The 21,118-nt window shown below is 73.8% G+C and carries 19 protein-coding genes; 10 read left to right on the forward strand and 9 right to left on the reverse strand.

The genetic code is table 11. The annotated features are described in order from the left end of the window. Positions 1–154: 154 nt before the first annotated feature. Together ABH931_RS18400 and ABH931_RS18405 are read left to right on the forward strand one after the other, a co-directional pair. On the forward strand, positions 155–2,896 hold the full coding sequence (locus ABH931_RS18400) for a SpoIIE family protein phosphatase (RefSeq protein ID WP_370114537.1): 2,742 nt from the start codon (positions 155–157) through the stop codon (positions 2,894–2,896). Between the two features lie 35 nt (positions 2,897–2,931). After that, positions 2,932–3,531 (forward strand): GNAT family N-acetyltransferase, encoded by a 600-nt coding sequence (locus tag ABH931_RS18405; RefSeq protein ID WP_370114539.1) that lies wholly within the window; start codon positions 2,932–2,934, stop codon positions 3,529–3,531. Positions 3,532–3,569: 38 nt separating this feature from the next. On the opposite strand, the gene ABH931_RS18410 is transcribed toward ABH931_RS18405, so the two are convergent. From ABH931_RS18410 to ABH931_RS18450, 9 genes are all read right to left on the reverse strand, one after another. Further along, positions 3,570–4,118 (reverse strand): hypothetical protein, encoded by a 549-nt coding sequence (locus tag ABH931_RS18410; protein ID WP_370114541.1) that lies wholly within the window; start codon positions 4,116–4,118, stop codon positions 3,570–3,572. Between the two features lie 107 nt (positions 4,119–4,225). Further along, positions 4,226–4,465, reverse strand: coding sequence for a hypothetical protein (locus ABH931_RS18415; RefSeq protein ID WP_370114543.1), 240 nt, complete (start codon positions 4,463–4,465; stop codon positions 4,226–4,228). A gap of 173 nt (positions 4,466–4,638) precedes the next feature. Further along, entirely contained in the window at positions 4,639–4,830 is a 192-nt protein-coding gene (locus tag ABH931_RS18420) for a YegP family protein (RefSeq protein WP_370114544.1), read from the reverse strand. Positions 4,831–4,961: 131 nt separating this feature from the next. Next, positions 4,962–6,134, reverse strand: coding sequence for an acyl-CoA dehydrogenase family protein (locus ABH931_RS18425; protein WP_370114546.1), 1,173 nt, complete (start codon positions 6,132–6,134; stop codon positions 4,962–4,964). A 75-nt stretch (positions 6,135–6,209) separates the two neighbouring features. Then, a complete protein-coding gene (locus ABH931_RS18430; RefSeq protein ID WP_370114548.1) occupies positions 6,210–7,382 on the reverse strand; it encodes an acyl-CoA dehydrogenase family protein in 1,173 nt (390 codons plus the stop codon). A gap of 55 nt (positions 7,383–7,437) precedes the next feature. Next, complete coding sequence (locus ABH931_RS18435) at positions 7,438–9,564, reverse strand: acetate--CoA ligase family protein (RefSeq protein ID WP_370114550.1); 2,127 nt, start codon at positions 9,562–9,564, stop codon at positions 7,438–7,440. Between the two features lie 3 nt (positions 9,565–9,567). Next, a complete protein-coding gene (locus tag ABH931_RS18440; RefSeq protein WP_370114551.1) occupies positions 9,568–9,759 on the reverse strand; it encodes a ferredoxin in 192 nt (63 codons plus the stop codon). A 46-nt stretch (positions 9,760–9,805) separates the two neighbouring features. After that, a complete protein-coding gene (locus ABH931_RS18445; protein ID WP_370114553.1) occupies positions 9,806–11,287 on the reverse strand; it encodes an NADH-ubiquinone oxidoreductase-F iron-sulfur binding region domain-containing protein in 1,482 nt (493 codons plus the stop codon). Beyond that, positions 11,284–11,763, reverse strand: a complete 480-nt coding sequence (locus tag ABH931_RS18450; RefSeq protein ID WP_370114555.1) for a hypothetical protein — start codon at positions 11,761–11,763, stop codon at positions 11,284–11,286. The genes ABH931_RS18445 and ABH931_RS18450 overlap by 4 nt, the downstream gene beginning before the upstream one ends. A 298-nt stretch (positions 11,764–12,061) precedes the next feature. Between ABH931_RS18450 and ABH931_RS18455 the strand changes: the two genes are divergently transcribed. The 8 genes from ABH931_RS18455 to ABH931_RS18490 all read left to right on the forward strand — a co-directional run bounded on the left by ABH931_RS18455 (position 12,062) and on the right by ABH931_RS18490 (position 21,105). Then, a complete protein-coding gene (locus ABH931_RS18455; protein ID WP_370114557.1) occupies positions 12,062–13,312 on the forward strand; it encodes an aromatic ring-hydroxylating dioxygenase subunit alpha in 1,251 nt (416 codons plus the stop codon). Further along, positions 13,309–13,986 (forward strand): TetR/AcrR family transcriptional regulator, encoded by a 678-nt coding sequence (locus tag ABH931_RS18460; RefSeq protein ID WP_370114559.1) that lies wholly within the window; start codon positions 13,309–13,311, stop codon positions 13,984–13,986. The genes ABH931_RS18455 and ABH931_RS18460 overlap by 4 nt, the downstream gene beginning before the upstream one ends. Before the next feature lie 208 nt (positions 13,987–14,194). Next, positions 14,195–15,322, forward strand: a complete 1,128-nt coding sequence (locus ABH931_RS18465) for a spermidine/putrescine ABC transporter substrate-binding protein (RefSeq protein ID WP_370114561.1) — start codon at positions 14,195–14,197, stop codon at positions 15,320–15,322. Between the two features lies 1 nt (position 15,323). Next, positions 15,324–16,256 carry an ABC transporter permease gene (locus tag ABH931_RS18470; protein ID WP_370114563.1) on the forward strand — a complete coding sequence of 311 codons (933 nt, stop codon included), beginning with the start codon at positions 15,324–15,326 and terminating at the stop codon, positions 16,254–16,256. After that, positions 16,253–17,107, forward strand: a complete 855-nt coding sequence (locus ABH931_RS18475) for an ABC transporter permease (protein ID WP_370114565.1) — start codon at positions 16,253–16,255, stop codon at positions 17,105–17,107. Before ABH931_RS18470 ends, ABH931_RS18475 begins: the two co-directional genes overlap by 4 nt. Before the next feature lie 5 nt (positions 17,108–17,112). Next, on the forward strand, positions 17,113–18,213 hold the full coding sequence (locus ABH931_RS18480; protein WP_370114566.1) for an ABC transporter ATP-binding protein: 1,101 nt from the start codon (positions 17,113–17,115) through the stop codon (positions 18,211–18,213). Between the two features lie 152 nt (positions 18,214–18,365). Beyond that, positions 18,366–19,679, forward strand: coding sequence for a flavin monoamine oxidase family protein (locus ABH931_RS18485; RefSeq protein WP_370114568.1), 1,314 nt, complete (start codon positions 18,366–18,368; stop codon positions 19,677–19,679). Then, a complete protein-coding gene (locus ABH931_RS18490) occupies positions 19,672–21,105 on the forward strand; it encodes an aminobutyraldehyde dehydrogenase (RefSeq protein ID WP_370114570.1) in 1,434 nt (477 codons plus the stop codon). The genes ABH931_RS18485 and ABH931_RS18490 overlap by 8 nt, the downstream gene beginning before the upstream one ends. Positions 21,106–21,118 lie beyond the last annotated feature (13 nt).

Genomic DNA, 21,118 nt, shown 5'->3' on the forward strand with positions numbered 1-21,118 from the left:
GAGTTCGGCCGGCAGGGGTGCTCCGAGCGCGGCAGGGACACCGTCCAGGGCGCCGACAAGGACACCGGCAGCGACACCACGGGCTCCGTGGGAGGGCGACCGGGGATCGGCGCAGGCACGTGAGCGCTTCCTCAGTGGCCCAGGTGGTGGAGAGGTGCGGGGCGTCGTCCGGGCCGGGGTGCTCGCCTCCTGGGAGCGGTGCCGCGCCACCGGGCTCTCGGCGGAGCGGACGGAGCTGCCCTACGATCCCGGCTTCGACCACGAGGAGCGGCTGCTGCTGGCGTCGCTGCCGGTGCTGGACCGGCTGCACGAACAGCTACTCGGGACGCGGGTGAGCGTGCTGCTGACCGACGCCCGGGCCCGGGTGATGGACCGGCGAGCCGGCGAGTCCGGCCTCAACCGGCACCTGGACGCGGTGCAGCTCGCCCCCGGCTTCGGCTGGGCGGAGGGGGACGCGGGAACGAACGGCATCGGCACGGTCCTGGCGGAGGGCCGCGCGGGGGTGGTCATCGGCAGCGAGCACTTCTCCGAGGCCCACCGCGCGTTCGCCTGCGCGGGCGCGCCGATCCGCGATCCGCTGACGGGCGCGCTCCGGGGCGTCGTCGACCTGACGAGCTGGCGCCGCGACGCCCACCCGCTGATGGCCGCGCTGGCCCGCGAGGCCGCCCTGTCGGTCGAGCAACGGCTCCTGGATCAGTACTCGCTCAACGAACGCGCCCTCCACGACCGCGCGCTGCGCACCCCCGCTCGCGCGGGCACCCGCCCCCGCCCCGGCCGCGCGACGGCCCCGGGCTGGTCGCCGCCGGTCCACCGCCCGTTAGGGCACGGGGCGCCGTGCGCAGCGGCCGATATCGGCGCCCCCGAGCTCGAAGGTTCGACCGTCACGGCGGACACGGCAGGCCCGGCGGCGGCCGGCCCCGCCCCGGGCACCGGAGTCGTTGGCTGGGGCGAGGCGGAGCCGAAACCGGCTGCGGAGCCGGTCCGTTCCACGAGCGGAGCGGTGTCCGCCACCACGGGCTCCGGGCCGGCACCTGACGGCCCCGCACGCGCCGGTCGGGGAGCCGCCACCGCCCCGCCCGACACCGACGCCGCGTCCACCGTGCCCGTGCCCGTTCCCGTGCCTGCGCCTGCGCCTGCGCCTGCGCCACGCGATGACAGGGCGCGAAGAGGCGACACCCGGCGGCTCGGCCTCGGCCGGCTCGCCGTCGCCGCGCGGGACCGGCTCGCGTTGTTGTGGGAGGCCGGGGTACGGATCGGGACGACACTCGACGTCGCGCAGACCGCGGACGAACTGGCCGAGGTGGCGCTGCCGCAGTTCGCGCAGTACGCCGCCGTGGACCTCGCCGAGTGGGTGCCGGAGGGCGCCGAGGCACCGGCCGGTGAGGGAGTGGGCTCGCTGCGGCGCGTCGCGACCCGGACGATCCGGCGGGGTGGAGCCCTGCTGCCGCTCGGCTCCCCCGCGGGCTACCCGGCCGGCTCGGCGCAGGAGCGTGCGCTCACCGCGGGGCGGGCCGTCCTGGACGAGGAGCCGCTGCGGGTCGAGCGCGGCGAGCCGGGGCTGGAGCGCTACCGGATGGGCTCGGTGATCGCGGTGCCGCTCTCCGCCCGGGGCACGGTCCTCGGCGTGGCCTCCTTCTACCGGTCGCTCGACGCGGGCCCGTTCCGGGCGGACGACCTGACGCTGGCGGAGGAGCTGGCGCACCGGGCCGCGGTCTGCCTGGACAACGCGCGCCGCTACACGCGCGAGCACGCGCTCGCGCTGACCCTGCAGCGCAGCCTGCTGCCGCGTACGCTGCCCGCCCTGCCCGCGATCGAGGTGGCTCACCGCTACCTGCCCGCGCAGGAGGGCGTCGGCGGGGACTGGTTCGACGTCATCCCGCTGTCCGGGGCACGCGTCGCGCTCGTCGTCGGGGACGTGGTCGGGCACGGCATCCACGCCGCGGCGACGATGGGGCGGCTGCGTACGGCAGTGCGCAACTTCTCCGCCCTGGACCTGCCGCCCGAGGAGCTCCTGGGCCATCTCGACGCGCTCGTGGACGACATGGACCAGGAGGAGGGCGAGCTCGGCGGGATCGGCATCATCGGCGCCACCTGCCTCTACGTCGTCTACGACCCCGTCGCGCACCGCTGCACGCTCGCGAGCGCGGGCCATCCCTCCCCTGCCGTGCGGCTGCCCGACGGCGCGGTGGGCTTTCCCGAGGTCCCCTGCGGTCCGCCACTCGGGCTGGGCAGCACCCCCTTCGAGGCGGTCGAGTTCGACCTGCCGGCGGGCAGCGAGATCGTCCTCTACACGGACGGGCTGATCGAGGACCGCGGCCAGGACATCGACGTCGGCCTCGCCCGGCTCGCCGAGGCACTGACCTCGGTCCGTGTCGGGCACGACCGGACGCCCGAGACCCTGTGCCGGACGGTGGTGACCACACTCCTTCCGCAGCGGCCGTGCGACGACGTGGCCCTGCTGGTGGCCCGCACCCGCGGGGTCAGCCCCGCGATGGTGGCGCGTTGGCCCGTCCCCATGGACGCGGCAGCAGTGTCGGGCCTGCGCGCCCAGGTGGGCGCGCGGCTGGCCGCCTGGGGGTTGGCGGAGCTGACCGGCACGGTGGAGCTGCTGGTCAGCGAGCTGGTGACGAACGCGATCCGGCACGCCGCCGGCCCGGTGGAGCTCCGGCTGCTGCGCGACAGGTCGCTGATCTGCGAGGTCGCCGACGGCAGCAGCGTCGCCCCGCGCATGCGCCGCGCACGGACGGAGGACGAGAGCGGACGCGGCCTCTTCCTCGTGGCGCAGCTGGCCGAACGCTGGGGAACGCGGTTCACCAGCGGCGGCGGCAAGGTGATCTGGGCGGAGCTCAAGATACGCGCCCGGGTGGGCGGGACGCGGCGCGACGCGGCCGGGTGATCCCTCGCCCGGGCCGTTCCGACGTAGGGTGAGGCATGGCAGAAATGATCTCCGCTTCGGGCCCTGACCAGCCGAACCGTCCGCTCTCCTTGATCGAGGAGGGGTTCGCCGGATCCACCGCGCCCGGGTGGGCCGTGGCGGCGGAGGAGCCGGACGGCTCCGAGCGGGCGGCGGTCCGCCGGGTCAACCTCGCGGCCTTCCCGACGCCGAACGAGGCCGATCTGGTCGACGCGCTGCGTGAGGACGCGGAGGCGTGGCTGCCGCAGTACTCCGTGGTGGCGTTCGCCCCCGACGACGAGATCGTCGGCCACGCCCTGCTGACCCGCTGTCACGTGGACGGGGTGCCCGCGCTCGCGCTGGCTCCGGTCGCCGTGCTCCCGGCCTGGCAGCGGCAGGGCGCGGGCGCGGCGATGACGCGGGCGCTGCTGGCCACGGCTCACGCGGCCGGGGAGCAGCTGGTGCTGGTCCTGGGCCACCCCGCGTACTACCCGCGCTTCGGCTTCGTCCCGGCTTCGGGATACGGCATCAGGCCGCCGTTCGAGGTGCCGGACGAGGCGATGATGGCCCTCGCGCTGGACCCGGGCCGGCCGGTGCCGGGCGGGTCGATCCGCTACGCCACCGCGTTCGGGGCGTAGCCACCGCAGTCGGGGGCGTCGTGCCTGTGGGGCCCGGGTCAGCCGTTCGGCGTCGAGGCGTCGTCCGCCGAGCCGGTCGACTGGTTCGGGATGTGGGCCAACCCGCCCGCCCCGGGGCCACGCTCGGCCGTGCCGCCGCCGGCCGGGGCGTCGGACGCCTCGGTCAGCGGGTGGGTGACACCGCGGGTGTCGAGGAAGAGGGCACTGAACGCCGCCGCGACGGCGACGAAGGCGTTCGGGGCGTTGGCGTGGCCGGTACCGTTCACGGCCAGCGCGAGCGCGGTCAGCAGCAGGGCCGCGCACCCGACGACGGTCTGGAGCGCCCAGAACACGTCCATCTCCCGCGCGCTCGCCGGGCTCGCGGGCTCCGCCGTGCCCGCCCCGGCGGGCCGCTCGGGTCCGCTCGGGTTGATGGCGGCGCCGAGCAGCCCGGCCCCGAGCGCGCCGAAGACCTGGCCCACCGAGGACAGGCCGACCTTGCCGCCCTGCCAGGCGACCACGGTCATCACGATCATCAGGCCCAGGTAGGCGACGGTCAGCGCGGCCCGTGCCAGCGTGCGCGGCTTGGACACCAGTTCGGCGAACATGGACCAACGATGAAGCGACCGGACGGGTGCCACAACGGTCCGGCCGATAACGATTTGACGGAGCGTCGTCCGTTTCCGGTGGCGCCGCGCCAGGCCCCGGACAGGGTCTACGCCTCGGGCGGCGGGGTGAAGGCCTCGACGATGTCGGCGCTCTCGCCCTCGAAGTCGAAGTGGTCGAGGGTGACCCCGTAGCGCCGGGCCATCTCGTAGAGGTCGTGCGACTCGGTCACCACGACCTCCTCGCCGATGGGGTTGTTGAGCGCGTCGTGGGCCTGGGCGACGACGTGCCGGGGGCCGATCTCGGTCTTGACCCAGACCCGAACCGATGTCCCGGATTGTCCCGTCATGATCCAATTATCCGCCCGCGCACGCGGAAGTGCCACCCCGACACGCGCAGTAGTCGACAACTCAACCAAACTTGACCGGACGCACCGGGCACGCCGGACGCACCGGCCGAACCCGACAAGGGCGCCCACCCGGCACTCACGTGCCCGGTCGGCGCCCGGCCGGAGCGGACGGCTCAGCCCACCGGGGCGCCGGCCTCGACGAGCTTGGCGTAGGGGGCGTTCTTGCGCACCGCCTCGATGCTGCGCTCGCAGGCCTCGCGCGAGTCGAAAGCCTCGCTCACGGCGATGACCTCGCCGGAGGCGGCCTTGAGGGTGAACCGGTACTCCTGCGCCTTGTCCTTGTGCACTTCGAACTTGCCGGGCATGCCCGCACTCCTTCGTCCATCGGTCACTGTGAGTCGCTGGGCGACTACTGCGAAGCTAACGCCGATCCCCGCCCTCGGCATCCGGAGCGAGGGCGAGGAGCGGGGTCGCGGACGGGCGTGCCCTGCGCGGGTCACTCGGCGGACGGCAGCTGCAACACCCCCGTCCCCCGCTTGACCAGCTCACCGGCGATGATCAGGCGCTGGATCTCGGAGGTGCCCTCCCAGATCCGGTCCACGCGCAGCTCGCGGTAGAGGCGCTCGACGGGGTAGCTGCGGTCGTAGCCGCGACCCCCGAAGATCTGCACGCAGCGGTCGATCACCCGTCCCGAGGCCTCGCTCGCGGAGAGCTTGGCGATGGCGGCCTTGGCGTGCAGGGTCTTGCGGTCGGTCCCGGCCTGGTCGGCCTCCCAGGCCACCTGGTGGGTGTAGGCGCGGTGCACCGCGATGTCCGCGGCGCTGTCCGCGAGCATGCCCTGGACCAGCTGGAACGAGGCGATCGGCTGCCCGAACTGCTCCCGCTCCACGGCCCAGTCCCGGGCCAGCTCCAGGCCGCGCTCGGCGGCGCCGATGGTACGGGCCGCGATCATCAGCCGCTCCTCGGTGAACCAGGAGCGGGTGATGTCGTAGCCGTTGCCGATGCCGCCGAGCACGGCGTCCTCGGGGACGAACACGTCGCTGAAGGTGAACTCGGGGTGCTCGTAGACAAAGGTGTGCATGAAGCGCGGCACCCGCGTCATCTCGATGCCCGGGGTGTCCTTGTCGACCAGGAACAGCGTCGGCGCCTTCTCCTCGCCCGCGGCGGCGAGCAGGATCAGGAAGTCCGCGTGGTCACCGACGGTGACGAACCACTTCTCGCCGTTGATCAGCCAGCCGCCGTCGGTCCGCATCGCGGTGGTGGCGAGGTTCTGCGGGTCGGAGCCTGCGCCCGGCTCGGTGACGGCGTAGCAGTCGCGCCGCTGTCCCTTGATGACGGGGACGAGGTAGCGCTCGCGCTGCTCGGGGGTGCAGAAGCGCAGCGCGTTGGCGGGACGCCAGACCATGTCCCACAGGGCGCCGGTGAGCCGGCCCAGCTCCTCCTGGACGACGGCCTGCTCCAGGATGGTCAGTCCGGCGCCGCCCCACTCGGCGGGCATGTTGACGGCCTGGAGTCCGGCCTCCAGCACGGCGTCGCGGACGGCCTCGTGGGCCTCGCGCGGCAGTCCGTTGTTCTCCTCGCAGTCGACCTCGTACTTGGCGACGAAGTCCATCAGCTCCCTGGCCTTGGCCTTGAGCTCGGCCTGACGCGGGGTGAGACGGAAGTCCATGGTGCGTGCTCCTCAGCGGGTGAAGCGGGGATGGGCGGGGATGGGCGGGGATGGGTGAGGGTGGGGCTTCGGGCTTCAGTGCGTGGGCAGTTGGAGGGCGCGGGTGCCGCGCTTGATCAGCTCGTTGGCGATGATCAGGCGCTGGATCTCGGAGGTGCCCTCCCAGATCCGGTCCACGCGCAGCTCGCGGTACATCCGCTCGACGGGGTAGCTGCGGTCGTAGCCGCGTCCGCCGAAGATCTGCACGCAGCGGTCGACCACGCGCCCGGCCGCCTCGCTGGCGGCGAGCTTGGCCGTCGAGGCCTTGGCGTGCAGGGTCTTGCGGTCCGTCCCGGGCTGGTCGGCCTCCCAGGCCACCTGGTGGGTGTAGGCGCGGTGCACCGCGATCTCGGCGGCGCAGTCCGCGAGCATGCCCTGGACCAGCTGGAACGAGGCGATCGGCTGCCCGAACTGCTCCCGGCCCACGGCCCAGTCCCGGGCCAGCTCCAGGGCACGCTCGGCGGCGCCGACCGTCCGCGCGGCGATCATCAGCCGCTCGTCGGTGAACCACTCCTTGGTCAGCTCGTAGCCCTGGCCGACCTCGCCGAGCACGTCCTCGTCGGCGACGAAGACGTCGGAGAAGGTGAACTCCGGGTGCCCGTTGACGGCGGAGTGCATGAAGTGCGGCACCCGGGTCATGGTCACGCCCGGCGCCTGCTTGTCGACGAAGAAGAGCGTCGCGGCACGCTCGGGCCCGGCGTCGGCCTGGACGACGAGGAAGTCGGCGATGTCGCCGCAGGTGACGAACCACTTCTCGCCGTTGAGCAGCCAGCCGCCGTCGGTTCGGGTCGCGGCGGTGGTCCCGGAGGAGGGGTCGGAGCCCGCGCCGGGCTCGGTGACGGCGAAGGCGTCGAACTTCTCCGCCCGCACGATCGGCAGCAGGTACTTCTCGCGCTGGGCGGGCGTGCCGTAGACGAGGACGTTGGCGGGCCGCCAGGGGATGTCCCACAGGCAGTTGGTGACCTTGCCGAACTCCTCCTCGACGATCACCTGGTCCAGCAGCGACAGACCGGGGCCGCCGTACTCGACGGGCATGTTGATGGCGTAGACGCCGGCGTCCATCGCCGCGCGGGTCAGCTCCTTGACGGTCTCGACCGGCAGCGGGCCGCCGGCCTGCTCGGACTGGTCCTCGTACCGCATCAGCAGCCGGGCGTAACCGGCGGCGCGGCGCTTGAGGTCGGCCTGCTCGGGGGTGTAGCGGAAGTCCATGCGGGATCTCCTGCGGGAACGGGCGGTTGGGTGGGGGTTGCTCGGCGGTGCGGGCTCAGGAGCCGAGCACCGCACGGGAGTCGAGGGCGAGCGCGCCGCGCGGGGTCACCAGCAGCGGGTTGACCTCCATCTCGGCGATCTCCGGGTGCGCGGCGGCCACGGCCGTGATCGCGGCGACCGCCCGCGCGGCAGCCGCGACGTCGACGGCCGGACGGCCGCGCACGCCGTCGAGCAGCACCGCGCTGCGCAGACCGCGCAGCAACTGCTCGGCGTGTTCGGGGGTGACGGGCGCCAGGGCGAAGGCGACGTCCCCGAGCGCCTCGGTGAGCACGCCGCCGAGCCCGACCATGGCCACCGGCCCGAAGCGCGGGTCACGGTTGACGCCGACGATGAGTTCGACGCCGTCGCTGAGGTCCGCCATCGCCTCCACGGAGTACGACGGCGCGCCGAGCCGGGCGTGCATCTCGCGGTGAGCGGCGACGAGCGCCTCCTCGTCCGCCAGCCGCAGCACGACGCCACCGGCGTCGGACTTGTGCAGCAGGTGCAGCGCCTTGAGCACGTAGGGACCGGGGAACGCACGGGCGGCGTCCCGCAGTTCGTCCTCGGTGGCGATCTCGCGGGCGGGCGGGAAGGGCACCCCCGCAGCCGCCAGCAGGCGCCGGGTGGCGTGGTAGTCGGGGTCGTCCAGCGGCTCGGCCGCGGGCGGCAGCGCCTGCAGGCGGCGCGAACCGCCGTCGGGCGCGGCGGCCTCGGGGGCGAGGGCGAGCAGGGCGCGGGCGGCGTCCTCCACGGCCTCGTGCACGGGTATGCCGGCCGCGGCCAGGCTACGGCAGCTCACCGACGCCGGGTACATCGACTGCACCACCAGCGGTTTGCCGGACGCGGGCACGGCGGCGGCGATGGCCTCGGCGGCCGCCAGCTCCCCGGTACCCAGCGCGCTCAGCCCGCCCGCGTCGCTCTCCCCGCCGTCGGCCTCGCCGGCGCCCTCGGCCCCGCCCGAGCCGCCCAGCCCGCCGTCCCCGGCGGCGTAGCCGCCGAAGTAGCCGGTGAGCAGCACCGCGTCGACCTCGTCGGAGTCCAGTAGCGCCTGGACGGTACGGGCGTACGACATCGGGTCCTGCTCGCCCATGCCCGCCAGGTCCACCGGGTTACCCACGGCGGACTGCTGCCAGAGCAGACCGGTGAGCTCCTCCTGAAGCGGCCCGGAGAGCTCCGGCACTGCCAGGCCCGCGGCCTCGACGGCGTCGGCGGCGATGGAGCCGTGGCCGCCGCCGTCGGTGAAGACGGCCGTCCGACGCCCCCGCGCACGCCGTCCGGCGTCCAGGGCGCCCAGCACGCAGGCGAGTTCGCGCGGGGTGCGGGTCAGCTGGACACCCGCGTCGCGGCAGGCGGCGCGGACCACGTCGTCGGAGGTCGTGAGGGCGCCCGTGTGGGACTTCGCGCTGCGGGCCGAGGCGTCGCCGCGCCCGGCGGTCAGCAGCACGACGGGCTTGCCGGCCTGGGCGGCGGCCTCGGCAAAGGCGCGGCCGTCGCCGAAGTCCTCGGCGTAGACGGCGATCGCGCGGGTCCCGTCGTGGCGGGCGCAGTCCTCGACGAGGTCCACCAGCGTCACGTCGGCCTGGTTGCCCAGCGAGACGAACCGGGAGAAGCCCAGACCCTGCGGGGCGAGGCGGAGTTGGAGCTCCAGCGCGAGGTTGCCGCTCTGGCTGAGCAGGGCGACCCCACCGGGGGCGAAGCGGTCGGAGGCGAGGTACAGCTCGGTGGTGTTGTCGGCGATGCCGAGGCAGTTGGGGCCGACGAGCAGCGCTCCGGCCGCGCGGACCCTCTCGGCGGCGGCGCGCTGGCGGGCCAGGCCCTCGGCGCCGAGCTCGGCGAAGCCCGCCGTGATCGCGACGATCGCACGGGCCCCACAGGCGAGGGCCTCGTCCACGGCGTCCTCGAAGCCGGTCTGCGGCACGCTGACGACGACCAGCTCGACGGGCTCGCCGATCGCGCCGAGGCTGGTGGCGGCGGTCCGCCCCAGGACGGTGCCGCCACGCCGGTTGACCAGGTGCAACGGGCGCCGCCCGTTGGCGCGCAGCGCCTGCACGGAGATGGCGTGGCCGTACTTGGCCGGGTCGTCGCTGGCACCGAGGACGGCGACGGACGCCGGGTCGAACAGCGCGGTGAGGTCACGTCCCATCGGTCAACGCTCCAGTCGCAGAGCGTCGTTGGGGCAGGCGTCGACGGCGGCGCGGGCGGCGGTCTCCTGGTCGGCGGTCAGCTCGACGACGAGGAGCTTGGCATAGCCCCACTCGTCGAGCTCGATCAGCCGGGGTGCCGGCGGCAGGCACTCCCCGTAGCCCTGGCAGCGGGTGGAGTCGATGCGGAGTTTCATGGCGGCCCCTCTTCGGGTGGGCGGTGGGACGGGGGAATTCAGGTGGTCAGCACAGGCCCGCACCGACGGGCGCGGGCGTCGACCCGGCGCCGGGCTCCGCCGCACGGGCGGGCCCGCTCGCGGGCTCAGGCGCGGACGCAGGCCGCGCGGCATGCCGGGGCTCCGCTCCGGAGCCGAACCCGGCCGCAGGGCCGGGGCTCGCAGGCGCCGATCCCTGCTCAGGCGCGGGCGCGGGCGTCGCCCCGGCGCCGGGCTCCGCCGCACGGGCGGGCCCGCTCGCGGGCTCAGGCGCGGGGACGGGTGCGGGGACGCGGAGGCGTTGACCGCCGTTCGGCGGGGTGGCGGCGCAGGTGGGGCAGGGGTGGCGCTGGTGGGCGGCGACGAGGTCCGGGAAGCCGGTGAGCAGGCTGCCCGCCAGGCGGGCGGCCGCGTCGAGGAGGCCGCACGCGCCCCGGCCCGGGAGGGCCTGCGCCCAGCGGGCCAGCGCGGCGATGCCGTCGTCGTCGCAGCGTCCCTCGGCGAGGGCGACGAGCGTGTCGCGCAGCGCGCGGGTACCGGAGACGCAGACGCCGCACTGGCGGCTGCTCTCGACGGCGAGGTGGTCCACGGCGTCGGCCGCGACCGAGACGGGGCACTCGTTCGGCGCGAGGAAGCGGATCGCGCCGCAGCCCAGGCCGGTGCCCGCCGCCGCCAGCCGGACGCGGTCGAGCGGCAGGTCGAGCGCGGACGGCGGGAGCAGCCCGCCGAACAGGCCGCCCATCAGCACGGCGGCCGGCTGCGGCGTGCCGTGCTCACGGGCGAGCCGACCGAGCGTCACTCCGTAGGGCCGCTCGACCAGCAGCGCGGGCCGGGTGCCGCCCGACAGGGTCAGCAGCACCGTGGAGCCGCCGTCGGTGCCCGCCGCCAGCAGTGCCAGCCGGGCCAGGGTCTCGACGTTGGCGACGAGGGTCGGCGCGCCGCCGACGCCCTGCTCGAAGACGCGCGGCGGCTTGGCGGTCGGCAGCGCGGGTCCGCCGTCGATGCGCCGGACCACCGCGCTCTCCTCCCCCGCGACGTAGGCGTGCTCCACTCGCACGAGCTCCAGCGGCGGACCGTCGAACGCGCGCTCCGCCAGTGCCTCGCGCACGCGCCGTTCGGCCGTGGGGTCGGAGACGTAGACGTAGGCGTGGTCGGCCCCGGTGATCGCCGCGGCGCGGGCCAGGCCGTCCAGGACGAGGTGCGGGCGGGCGCGCAGCAGCCAGCGGTCCTTGACCGAGCCGGGCTCGCCCTCCTCGCCGTTGGCGACGACGACGGGCGGGCGACCGGAGCGACCGGCGTCACGGACGGCGCGCAGCTTGACGGCGGTCGGGAAGCCCGCGCCGCCGTGCCCACGCAGGTCGGCCGCGGCCACGCGGTCGAGCAGTTCCTCCGGATCGGGGCCGGAACCGTAGCCGCCGTGCGAGCGGTAGTCGGCGAGGCTCTCGACCCGGTCGGGGCCGGGGCCGAACACCGGCGTGGCGCCGGGACCGGATGCGACGGTGGCGGTCATCGGGTGCCTGCCTCTGGATCGTGTGCGGCGCGCAGTGCGGCCTGGCGGTGGCGCAGGCGTTCGACGGCGCGGGTGAGCAGGGCCCGGTCGGCCGCGGCCTCGTCGTAACCGGGACCGGGCAGGCCGATCAGCATCTGGTGGTGGCCGAGGACGACCTCGCCCGCGACGAGTGCCGCCTCGACGTCGGCGGCGCCCATCGCGCCCACACCACCCACGGCGCCCTCGGAGCCCTCGGAGCCCGGGGGCCCGTTCCGGACCGGGTCGCCGGCCGCAACGTGGGTGACCAGCGCGGTGACCTCGCCGAGGTAGCGGAGCCAGCCGCGGCGGCTGCCGTGCAGGACGAGCCGCTCGACGCGACGCCGCTCGGCCTCGGGGGGCCGGCTGCGCAGCCGGGCGACGGCGTGCGGCAGCTCGCGCTCGGGCTCGGGGGTGAGTCCGAGCCAGGCGTTCCTGCGGGTTGCGTGGGGTCCGTGCATGCCTGCCTCCGCGGTGGGACGGGGTGCGATGCCGAGCGGCCCGGCGTGCGCCGAACCGGTGGGGAGTGGTGTGGGAGGTGCCGCGCCCGGGGGACGGCGGCGGCTCCTGGGATGGGACGTCAGGAGCGCCGGTGTCGGCCTGGCGGTGTTCGCCACGGTACTGATCAACCAGTTAGTCAGCAAGTATTGACAGCGACAGCCAGAGGGCGCAACCTTGCCGCACCGCTCACTGAGCAGACAGTCAGTCCCTGCCCCACCCCCGGTCCCGCGCGACGAACAAGCGACGAGCAGGAGCGCCATGCAGTCCGAACTGACCCGCCCCAGTCCCAGCCCCGCCACCGCCGAAGGCTCCGAAGAGAGCCTCGCCCCGGCCGAGGCCCTGGCGGCGCACTACTACACCGATCCGGCCGTCGCGGCGGCCGAGCACGAGCGCGTCTTCGCCCGCTCCTGGCAGCTGGTCTGCCACGAGTCGGAGCTGGCAGGCCCCGGGGCCCGGCTGAGCGCCTGGGCCGCCGGCCGCGAGGTCCTGGTGGTCCGCACCGAGGACGGCGGTCTCGCCGCCCACCTCAACGTCTGCCGCCACCGCGGCACCCGGCTGGTCTCCGAGCCGGAGCCCTCCGGCAAGGCCATCCGCTGTCCCTACCACGGCTGGACCTACCGCCTCGACGGCAGCCTGGTCGGCGCGCCGGAGGCCCGGCAGATCCCCTGCCTGGACAAGCCGAAGCTGGGTCTCTTCCCGGTGGCGGTCGAGTCCTTCCTGGGCTTCGTCTTCGTCAACCTCGACGGACGGGCCGCACCCCTGGCCGAGCAGTGCGCCGGGCTGGCCGAGGCGATCGGCCGCTACACCACGCCCGGGCTGCAGCCCCTCGGCCGCGGCCGGATCCACGACCTGGCCGGGGCGGAGGTGCAGCACGCCAACTGGAAGGTCGCCGTCGACAACTACCTGGAGGGCTACCACGTCCCGGTGGCGCACCCGGCGCTGATGCGGCTGCTGGACTACCAGAACTACGACGGCGAGGAACACGGCTCCTACGTGCTCTTCGAGTCGCCGCTGCGCGAGAAGCCCTCGTCCAACCTGTTCGAGCGCCTCTACCAGAAGCTGGCCGGCATGATGCCGGGCCTGACCGAGGCGGACCGGCGCACCTGGCGCTACGCGGTGATCTACCCGAACACCCTGCTGGACTTCTATCCTGATCACGTGATCGCCTGGACCGCCGTTCCCACCGCTCCCGACCGAGTGGCGATCCCTGGTGCCTTCTACACCAAGCCCGGCACGAGTCTGCGCACCAAGCTGGCGCGCCGACTGAACATGAGGATCGGGTGGATCACCAACGACGAGGACGCCGTGCTGGTGGCACGCGTTCAGCAGGGCCTGTCCACGCCCGGGTTCCGGCCCGGCCCGCTCGCGCGCCGCGAGGCGGCCGTGGGGTGGTTCGCCCGGCGGATCCGCGCGGACCTCGCGGGTACCGCCGCCGTCGCGGGCGTCGAAAGCCAGGCCGTCACCACCGCCACCGCAGACGACGCACCGAACCCCGGAGCCACCGCGTGAGTCCCGCCAGCCGCCAGGAGACGACCACCGCGCAGGCGGACCGCGCGGAGCAGACCCGGCGCGCGATCCTGCTCGCGGCCTGCGACACGATCGCCGAGGTCGGCTTCGAGAAGGTCCGGATGCGGATGGTGGCGGAGCGTGCCGGGGTCTCCTCGGCGCTGCTGCACTACCACTTCTCGACCCGCGAGAAGCTCTTCCTGGAGGCGCTGGCGTTCTCCTACGAGCACGCGGGCGTCGAGGGGTACGCGGCCGAGCCGCCGGACGAGCGGCCGCACACCTGGCGGCTGGCCCGCGTCGTCGACGCCTGCCTGCCGATCGACACCGAGCTGCGCCGCGACTTCCTGCTCTGGCAGGAGCTGCACCTGCGCGCGGTGCGCGACGCGGACTCGCTCGGCGTCGCGCGGGACCTGTACGCGAACCTGCGCGACTGGATCGCGGGCGTGGTCCGCGACGGCCAGGCGGCCGGCGAGTTCGGCCCGTGCGACGTCGGCCGGCTCGCCGATCTGGTGATCGCGCTGACCAACGGCTTCGGCACCCGGATCCTGCTCGGCTCCTCGGCGATGGACCTCGCCGACGCGCGCGACCAGATCTGGTCCGTCCTCGCGCCGCAGCTCGGCGTCACCACACCGTTCCCGCAGGACGCCACCAGGACGGCGACGCCCCAGCGCGGCTGACCCACCTCACGCACACCCGCACCACCCTCACCCCGCACCACCCTCACCCTGCACACACGACGCGCCTCCCGCACGCGCGCCCGGTGCCGCATCCCCGTACGCACGGCCGCAGGTACGCACGTACCGAGCCGGTGATGCCGCACGCCCACTTTCGGTCACCTCCAGCCGGCCCCGCCCCCGCCGGTCCACCCACCCGGAGAGGACACTGATGTCCGACCACCTCGCTCAGCTCTCCCGCAGATCCCTGCTCCGCGCCGGAGGCCTCGGCGCCCTCGGGCTCGGCCTGGCCGGCTGCGGTTTCAGCCAGCCCGCCACCGTGCAGGCCGCGCAGACCGACAAGCCGATCGACATGAAGGTCGACGGACCGCTCGTCTACTTCAACTGGGCCGACTACATCGACCCCTCCGTCTTCGCCGGGTTCCAGAAGGAGTACGGCGTCAAGATCATCCAGTCGAACTTCGACTCGATGCCCGGCATGGTGGCCAAGCTCGACGCCGGCAACAAGTACGACGTCATCTTCCCCTCGGCCAAGTACGCCCAGCGTCTCGCCCAGGCCGGACGCCTGCACACCATCGACCACGGCAAGCTGCGCAACGCCGAGGCGGTGTTCGGCGGCTACCCGTACTTCGACGACCCCTGGTACGACCCCAGGTCCGCGCACACCGTGCCGTTCACGATGTACAAGACGGGGATCGGCTGGCGCCGCGACAAGCTGGGCGCGCTGACCGGCTCCTGGCAGGACCTGTGGGACGCGCAGTCGAGCGGCACCACCTTCGTCCTGGACGACGAGGACGAAGTGCTCGGCATGGCCGCCCTCAAGCTCGGGCTGGACCCGAACACCACCGCGCAGGGCGACCTGGACAAGATCACGGCGCTGATGCAGACGCTCCGCCCGCACCTGCGCGGCTTCTCCAGCGACGACTACAACAACCTGCTCAACGGCACCGCGACCATGACCCAGGCGTGGAGCGGCGACATGGTCAGCGTGCTCAACCAGGCCAAGGACGCCACCATCTACGGCTTCGAGGTGGCCAGGGAGGGGTCGCCGATCAACTCGGACTGCTTCGCGATACCCGCGAACGCCGAACATCCGGGCACGGCGATGCTCTTCATCGACTACATGCTGCGGCCCGAGAACGCGATCAAGACCATCCAGTACCTCGGCTACCCGATGCCGGTGCGAGGCACCGAGGCGACCTACGCGGCGCTGGTCAAGCAGCTGCCGCAGTGCGTGATCGCGCCGGGCGACCTCAAGCCCTCGCTCTACTTCCGCAATCCGGCCGCGGGCGGCGCGCAGGCGCGCGACACGGCCTGGACCGACGTGAAGGCGGGCTGAGATGGCACTGCGCACCCCCGTCCGCACCGAGGACGAGCCCGTCGGCAGAACCACGCGGCGCGACCGGCGGCCGCGTCCCTCCGCCGCCGGTGCCCGCCTGTGGACCTGGCTGACCCTGCCGGGCACGGTGTGGATGTCCGTCTTCTTCATCGCCTCGCTGCTGCTGGTCGCGGCGATCTCCTTCGGCACCACCGACCAGCTCGGCGACCCGCGCTTCGGCACCGACCTCGGCAACCTCAAGGCGCTGGCCGACCCCGCCTACCGGGACGTGATGGTGCGTTCCCTCGGGTACGCGCTGCTGACCTCGGTGATCTGCCTGCTGATCGCCTACCCGGTGGCCTACGCGGTCGCCCTGCACGCCGGGCGGCTCAAGAACGCGCTGATCGCCGCGATCGTGGTGCCGTTCTTCGCCAACTACCTGGTGCGCATGTACGGGTGGTCGGTGCTGCTGTCCGACGACGGCCCGGTGCTGCGGGTGCTGCGGGCCCTCGGGCTGGCGGACGCCCACACGAAGATCCTCAACACCGGCTTCGGCGTCATCGCGGGCCTGGTCTACGGCTTCGTGGTCTTCATGATCATCCCGCTGTACGCGGCCATGGAACGCATGGACACCTCCCTGATCGAGGCCGGCCGCGACCTGTACGGCGGGCCGCTGCGCACCTTCCTCTACGTCACCGTCCCCGCCACCCGGCAGGGCGCGGCAGCCGGGGTGGTGCTGGTCTTCCTGCCGGCGATGGGCGACTTCGTCAGCGCGCAGTTCATGGGCGGACCGAACCAGATCATGATCGGCAACCTGATCCAGGACAAGTTCTTCGAGGGCCAGGACTGGCCGCTGGGCTCGGCGCTGACGATGGCGCTGATGGCGGTGCTGCTGCTGGCGATGTTCGGCTACCTGCGGCGCACCCGCAAGGACGAGGCGGAGGCCACCCGATGAGCGCGACAGCCACCACTCCCCGTCCCCGCCGACGCCGTCGCGGGTCGCGCCGCCGGCCGGTCTTCGCGATCGCCACCACCGTCGTCTTCTTCGTGCTGCTCTACCTGCCGATCGCGATGGTCGTGCTCTTCTCCTTCAACTCGCAGAAGTCGCTCACCGTCTTCAAGGGCTTCTCGCTGCGCTGGTACGAGGCGTTCTTCCACGACAGCGTGCTGCTCGGCTCGTTGGGGATGAGCCTGGAGGTCTCGCTCGTCGCCATGCTCGGCTCGGTCGTGCTCGGCGTGGCCCTCGCACTCGGCCTGGTCCGCCACAAGGGACGGCTCGGCAGCTACGCGGGCCTGATCATGATGGTCCCGCTGATCACCCCCGAGATCGTCACCGGCGTCGCCTCGCTGCTGCTCTTCAAGGGCCTCGGCATCACCCTGAACAGCGGCACCGTGATGATCGCGGAGATCACCTTCTCCATCTCCTACGTCACCGTCATCCTCCGCTCCCGGGTGGCCGCGCTGAACCCGGAGGTCGAGGAGGCGGCGATGGACCTCGGCGCGACGCGCTGGCAGGCGCTGCGCCTGGTCACCCTGCCCGCGCTGCTGCCCGCCATCCTGGCCAGCGCCGTGCTGATCTTCGCCCTGGTGTTCGACGACTTCGTGCTCGCCTACTTCACCACCGGCGTCGACCCGCAGCCGCTGGCCGTGCGCATCTACTCCGCGATCCGCTTCGGCGTCGAGCCGACCATCAACGCGGTCGGGACCATGATGCTGGCCGGCTCCATCACCCTGATCGGCCTCGCCCTGGCCATCCCGCGCCTCTTCGGCCGCCGCGGCGGCCTCGACCTCATCTCCGGGGAGTAAGACCCATGACGCAGACCCCCGTTGTGCCCGACGCACCCGCCGTGCCGGCCGTCAGACTCGAGCACATCAGCAAGGAGTTCAACGGCTCCCACGCCGTGCGCGACCTCTGCCTGGACATCGCCCCGGGCGAGTTCTTCTCGCTGCTCGGCCCCTCCGGCTGCGGCAAGACCACCACCCTGCGCATGATCGGCGGATTCGCCGACCCGACCGACGGCGCCGTGCTGCTCTCCGGCGAGGACGTCACCGCCCTGCCGCCGAACAAGCGCAACGTCAACACCGTCTTCCAGAGCTACGCGCTCTTCGACCACCTCAGTGTCGCCGACAACATCGGCTTCGGGCTCAGGCGCAAGGGTGTGCCGAAGGCCGAGATCCGCGAGCGGGTCGGCGCCATGGTCGACCTGGTGCAGCTCGGCGGCATGGCGGAGCGCAAGCCGCGCACCCTCTCCGGCGGCCAGCGTCAGCGCGTCGCCCTGGCCAGGGCGCTGGTCAACCGGCCGGCCGTGCTGCTGCTCGACGAGCCGCTGGCCGCGCTCGACCTCAAGCTGCGGCGGCAGATGCAGGTGGAACTCAAGCAGATCCAGCGCGAGGTGGGCATCACCTTCGTCTTCGTCACCCACGACCAGGACGAGGCACTGACCATGTCCGACCGCGTCGCCGTCATGAACGGCGGCCGCGTGGAGCAGTGCGGCACGCCCGAGGACGTCTACGAGCGGCCCGAGAGCCGGTTCGTGGCCGCGTTCATGGGGACGTCCAACCTCGTGAGCGGTGTCTACCGCGACGGCGCCGTCCAGCTCGACGGCGGCCCCTCGCTGCCCGTCGGCACCCGGCCGGGGATCGCCGACGGCAGCACCGTCGACGTGTCGATCCGGCCCGAGAAGATCTGGCTGTCCGACTTCGAGCCGGGCATGCCCGTCGTCGGCGGGGTGATCCGGGAGACGGTCTACTCCGGGCCCACCACCACCTACCTGATCGAACTCGCCCCCGGCGTCACCGTCGCCGCGCTGGAGCAGAACACCGCCCGCGCCCGGATGGAGGACCGCTGGGAGGGCGGCGAGCGGGTCGAGATCGGCTACGACCCCGAGCACTGCCTGGTCCTCGGCCGCTGACCACTCCGCCGCCTGCGCAGCACGAACCCGGCCCTCGGTCCGTCCCTCCCGCCTCCCGCGCGGAACGGACGGGCCGGGCCGGGCCGAACGGGCGACGGCGGGTGAGCCCCGCGCCTCCCCGCCCCGCCCCGCTCACGAGAGGAACCACCCCTGTGAACCACGACGTCATCGTGCTCGGCGCCGGCCTGGCCGGGCTCAGCGCCGCCCGCGATCTCGCCACCGCCGGCGTCGACGTCCTCGTCGTCGAGGCCCGCGACCGCGTCGGCGGCCGGGTCGAGCAGCAGCAACTCCCCGACGGGCGGCTGGTGCAGCTCGGCGGCGAGGTCGTCGGCCGCGCCCACACCGCCTACCTGGGCCTGGTCGCCGAGCTCGGCCTGACCCTGGTGCCCAGCTACGTCGCCGAGCCCGGCCTGATCGCCCGCGCCACGCCCGAGGGCGTCTCCGCGGGCGACCCCCCGCACTGGTTCGGTCCCGACGACGAGGCCGAACAGCGCGAGATCACCGCCGAGTTCGTCTCACTGGCCGCCACCGTCGACCCGGCGGACCCGTGGTCGCACCCCGAGGCGGCCTCGCTCGACGCCCTGTCGGTGGGCGCCTGGCTGCGCGCACGCAAGGCCCCGGCCGCGGTGGTGCGGCTGTGGGAGATCGGCTCGCTCGGCCTCGCCGACGGCTCGATCGAACGCTCCTCGCTGCTCGCCGCGCTGCGCAAGCAGGCGGCCGTGCCGAGCAAGGGCCACTACGACTACGACGACTGGGAGGGCCTGCGCGTCGCCGAAGGCTCGGCGACGGTGGCGCTGCGGATGGCCGAGGAGCTCGGCCCGCGCGTCCGACTCGGCGCCGCCGTCTCGGCGTTGGACATCAGGCCCGGCCGCTGCACGGTCCGGCTGCGCGGCGGCGAGACGCTGACCGCCTCGGCGGTGGTCAGCGCGCTGCCGGTCGGCCCGTTGCGGGACGTGGCGGTCAGCGGCGTCTCCGACCCGCGGCTCGCCTCGCTGCACGCCCAACGCCACGCGACAGCTGCGAAGTTCGTCGCCGCGTACCGGCAGCCGTTCTGGCGCGACCGGGGGCTGAGCGGCCTGTCCGAGTGCGAGGGCGTGCTCGGCAGCACCTGGCCGCAGAGCACCGCCGTCCTCTCCGCCCTCGTCCCGCCGGAGCGGTTCGGCGTGCTGCTCGGCATGCCGGCCCACCTGCGTGAGCGCGAACTGCTGGACGAGATCGCCGGGTTGTACGGGCCGGAGGCGACCGCTCCGATCGCCGTCTGGCTGCGGAACTGGGGCACGGACCCGTGGACGCAGGGCTACGTGACCCAGTGGGTCCCCGGCGACGTGCTGCGCGTCGGCCCGCTGCACGGCACGCACGAGCCGCCCTTCTACGTGTGCGGCTCGGACCAGTGGGTGGCCGGCTACATGGAGGGCGCGGTCCGTACCGGTCGCGCCGCCGCCGAGGAGGCGCTGCGCCGTGGCTGACCTCACATCGACCTCCGAGGTGCTCAACCACATCGGGGGAACGGACCGGCCCGCCGCCGACGGCGCGCGGACCGCCCTGGTCGACCCGGCCACCGGGCACCCGCACGGGCACGCCGCCCGCTCCGGGCCCGAGGACGTCGACGCGGCGTGCGCCGCCGCCGAATCGGCCTTGGACCGCTGGTCGCGTGCCACGCCCGCCCGGCGGCAACGGGCCCTGCTGCGCCTCGCGGACTCCGTGGAGCGCCACCTCAAGGAGTTCACCGAGACCGAGACCGCCGACACGGGCAAGCCGCGCGACGCGTTCCTGGCTGACGAACTCCCGGCCGTCGTCGACACGCTGCGCTTCTTCGCGGGCGCCGCGCGGGCGCTGCCGGGGAGCGTGGCGGCGGAGTACACCGAGGACCGCACCTCGCTGCTGCGCCGCGAACCGATCGGGGTCTGCGCGCAGATCACACCGTGGAACTACCCGTTGATGATGGCGGTGTGGAAGCTGGCCCCGGCTCTCGCGGCGGGCAACACCGTCGTGCTCAAGCCGGCCGACACCACCCCCTCCTCCACGGCGCTGCTGGCGCGCCTCGCGGCCGAGCACCTGCCGCCGGGCGTGCTCAACGTCGTCTGCGGCGACCGGGCCACGGGCGCGGCACTGGTCGCGCACCCCACGCCCGCGATGGTCGCGGTCACCGGCAGCGTCCGCGCCGGGCGCGAGATCGCGGCGGCCTGCGCCGCCGACCTCAAGCGCCTGCACCTCGAACTCGGCGGCAACGCACCGGTACTGGTGCACGAGGACGTGGACGTCGAGGCCGTCGCCGAGGCGCTGGCGGAGGTCGCCTTCTACAACGCGGGCCAGGACTGCACGGCCGCCACCCGGCTGCTGGTCCACCGCGACGTCCACGACGCCTTCCTGGACGCCTTCGCCTCCCACGCCGCCGCGCTGCGCACGGGCGGACCCGACGAGCCGGGCGCGGCCTTCGGCCCGCTCAACAGCGCCGCCCAACTGGCCCGCGTCAGTGGGCTGCTGGAACGCCTGCCAGGCCACGCCGAGATCGTGGCGGGCGGTGCGGCGGTGGCTCGGGACGGCTTCTTCCACCAGGCGACGGTCGTCGCCTCGGTGCGGCAGGACGACGAGATCGTGCAGGAGGAGGTGTTCGGGCCGGTCGTCACCGTCCAGTCGTTCGCCGACGAGGCGGAGGCGCTGCGACTCGCCAACGGCGTCCGCTTCGGGCTCGCCGCGAGCGTGTGGACCAACGACGTCGGACGCGCCCTGCGGGCGACGCGGGAGCTGCGGACGGGCATCGTCTGGGTCAACACGCACGGCACGACCGTCTCGGAGATGCCCCACGGCGGACGCGGCCAGTCCGGCTACGGCAGCGACCTGTCGATGACGGGTCTGCTGGAGTACACGCAGGCCAAGCACGTCATGCTGTGACGTTCCGTCATGG

The sequence above is a fragment of the Streptacidiphilus sp. MAP12-33 genome (assembly GCF_041261265.1).
Taxonomy (GTDB): Bacteria; Actinomycetota; Actinomycetes; order Streptomycetales; family Streptomycetaceae; genus Streptacidiphilus.

What these genes read in the sequence shown, in the direction of transcription:
- ABH931_RS18405 (WP_370114539.1), top strand. Translation starts at nt 2,932, where the DNA reads ATGGCAGAAATGATCTCCGCTTCGGGCCCTGACCAGCCGAACCGTCCG.
- ABH931_RS18410 (WP_370114541.1), bottom strand. Translation starts at nt 4,118, where the DNA reads ATGTTCGCCGAACTGGTGTCCAAGCCGCGCACGCTGGCACGGGCCGCG.
- ABH931_RS18415 (WP_370114543.1), bottom strand. Translation starts at nt 4,465, where the DNA reads ATGACGGGACAATCCGGGACATCGGTTCGGGTCTGGGTCAAGACCGAG.
- ABH931_RS18420 (WP_370114544.1), bottom strand. Translation starts at nt 4,830, where the DNA reads ATGCCCGGCAAGTTCGAAGTGCACAAGGACAAGGCGCAGGAGTACCGG.
- ABH931_RS18425 (WP_370114546.1), bottom strand. Translation starts at nt 6,134, where the DNA reads ATGGACTTCCGTCTCACCCCGCGTCAGGCCGAGCTCAAGGCCAAGGCC.
- ABH931_RS18430 (WP_370114548.1), bottom strand. Translation starts at nt 7,382, where the DNA reads ATGGACTTCCGCTACACCCCCGAGCAGGCCGACCTCAAGCGCCGCGCC.
- ABH931_RS18435 (WP_370114550.1), bottom strand. Translation starts at nt 9,564, where the DNA reads ATGGGACGTGACCTCACCGCGCTGTTCGACCCGGCGTCCGTCGCCGTC.
- ABH931_RS18440 (WP_370114551.1), bottom strand. Translation starts at nt 9,759, where the DNA reads ATGAAACTCCGCATCGACTCCACCCGCTGCCAGGGCTACGGGGAGTGC.
- ABH931_RS18445 (WP_370114553.1), bottom strand. Translation starts at nt 11,287, where the DNA reads ATGACCGCCACCGTCGCATCCGGTCCCGGCGCCACGCCGGTGTTCGGC.
- ABH931_RS18450 (WP_370114555.1), bottom strand. Translation starts at nt 11,763, where the DNA reads ATGCACGGACCCCACGCAACCCGCAGGAACGCCTGGCTCGGACTCACC.
- ABH931_RS18455 (WP_370114557.1), top strand. Translation starts at nt 12,062, where the DNA reads ATGCAGTCCGAACTGACCCGCCCCAGTCCCAGCCCCGCCACCGCCGAA.
- ABH931_RS18465 (WP_370114561.1), top strand. Translation starts at nt 14,195, where the DNA reads ATGTCCGACCACCTCGCTCAGCTCTCCCGCAGATCCCTGCTCCGCGCC.
- ABH931_RS18470 (WP_370114563.1), top strand. Translation starts at nt 15,324, where the DNA reads ATGGCACTGCGCACCCCCGTCCGCACCGAGGACGAGCCCGTCGGCAGA.
- ABH931_RS18475 (WP_370114565.1), top strand. Translation starts at nt 16,253, where the DNA reads ATGAGCGCGACAGCCACCACTCCCCGTCCCCGCCGACGCCGTCGCGGG.
- ABH931_RS18480 (WP_370114566.1), top strand. Translation starts at nt 17,113, where the DNA reads ATGACGCAGACCCCCGTTGTGCCCGACGCACCCGCCGTGCCGGCCGTC.